The 1,730-nt window shown below is 40.1% G+C and carries 1 protein-coding gene; it reads right to left on the reverse strand.

Features of this window, described 5'->3' with window-relative positions; all coding sequences use genetic code 11:
- Positions 1 to 533: 533 nt before the first annotated feature.
- Positions 534 to 1,649: an IS110 family RNA-guided transposase gene (locus tag BDR01S_RS24470; RefSeq protein ID WP_066252713.1), complete on the reverse strand. Its 1,116-nt coding sequence runs from the start codon at positions 1,647 to 1,649 to the stop codon at positions 534 to 536.
- Positions 1,650 to 1,730: the final 81 nt, after the last annotated feature.

Raw genomic sequence — 1,730 nt, forward strand, 5'->3', positions numbered from 1 at the left:
CCGGGGAGCCTCCTGATATGAACGAAACTGTCAAGGCCCCCACTCTAATTTAGGTTTTGATCTATTTTTGACCAACTCTAAGAAGAGAAGCCAATTTTCGCTTCTTCGCTAACTTGGTTAGATAGTTAGCCTTTCAGGCTAGGGTAGCTCCTTCTTTAGCTTACTGACCACTTCTCACCTCTTTGAATGGCTGTCAAGTGCTCTCCTTGACAGCCATTCAAAGAGGTGAGACACTTTTTAAGCTAAAGATGGAATAAATTTACCTCCTTCAACATTTTTTAATAGACGGTAAGGACACGGCACGAAGGCAAAAATCTCTACTGCGGTTAGCGCTCTGATATTCGTGGGTTATCACATTTTATCTTTCCGTATAAAGGTCGTATCCACTAACTCGTGACGTGCGTTAATCTAATTAGATATAGCACAGAGGAGGCACGTGGTTTTTTCCTTTCCGGTTTTTCTCTTTGCCTTCGAGCCCTATTCTCATTCATCTATTTTCTTCCTAATGTACTATTTCATAAGAAACTACTTCTTTAAGCTTTGGGTACTACTTCGTCTAATTCCTGCGTGACTGCCCAAATAAAACCAGCTAGCTCTCTAGCCACTGCCGTGACAACTTTACCACTTTCTTTGCCTCTTGATAATAATCGAAAGTATTTCTTATGAAGTCGGTTTTGCGCTTTCCAGGATATTGCTAAAACGGTTGGCGATTGACCATTTTGTCTCTTTTGTAATTCACCTTTAACAGACGGTTTATATCGATAACTCCAGGCAGATTCCACTAGTAGACGTCTCACATGACGATTCCCGGTTTTCGTAATTTTCCCTTGTCTTCTACTATCACCAGTCGAATGTTCACTAGGTACTAACCCCACATACGCCATAAATTGTCTAGGGGTGGAAAAGCGTTTAAAGGAACCTATTTCCGCTGCAATGCTGGTTGCAGTAATCAGTGCTACGCCTCTTAATGCTTGTAAAGCTTGGATGGTTGGGGCATGACTCCCCTCAGTAGCTTGTATTCTGATCTCTTCTTCTAGTCTTACGACTCGTTGTTGGATCTCTTTAATTTGATGATAGTATTCTTGAAACACCACTTGTAGTTTTGAGTTTTCAAACTTTAACGTGTCCAACCATCTATAATACCTGACGGTCCATTTTTTCCCTTTTGATGGTGGTTGGATATCATATCGTAGTAAAAATTTACTTAACCGATGTTTAGCTCTTAATTCGTCCTCTTTTGCATCTTCTCGACATCTAACAAGATCTCGTAAAGCTTCATCCTCTGAGGTAGGAACGTAAACAGAAGTTAATTCTCCAGCCCGATATAATTGAGCTAGTCGAACGGAATCTCTACGATCCGTTTTAATACGATCACCAGGTCGATGAGGAATTAAAGATGGCGCTATAACAGCACAGTGTATGTTTAGTGTAAGGAGTAACCTATACAATGCATATCCGGTTGGACCTGCTTCGTAACAAACTCGTAAGTTCTCACTATTTCCTATCTTTTTCATCAATTTCTTAACTGCTTCTGGTGTATTCGAAATCATGCCCCAGTATCTTGGCTCATCTCGTCCTTCATCTGCAATCGCAACAGCAATTTTTTCCTTTGATACGTCTAAACCTACATATTTTATGGTATCCTTCATAATAACTAGCTCCTTCCGTAATGTAGCTCTGATTTGGTTATGTTTTTTAACAGTAAACATTCTAACCAAATTAACCTACGA

The sequence above is a fragment of the Neobacillus drentensis NBRC 102427 genome, assembly GCF_001591445.1.
Lineage (GTDB): Bacteria > Bacillota > Bacilli > Bacillales > Cytobacillaceae > Neobacillus > Neobacillus drentensis.

What these genes read in the sequence shown, in the direction of transcription:
- BDR01S_RS24470 (WP_066252713.1), bottom strand. Translation starts at nt 1,649, where the DNA reads ATGAAGGATACCATAAAATATGTAGGTTTAGACGTATCAAAGGAAAAA.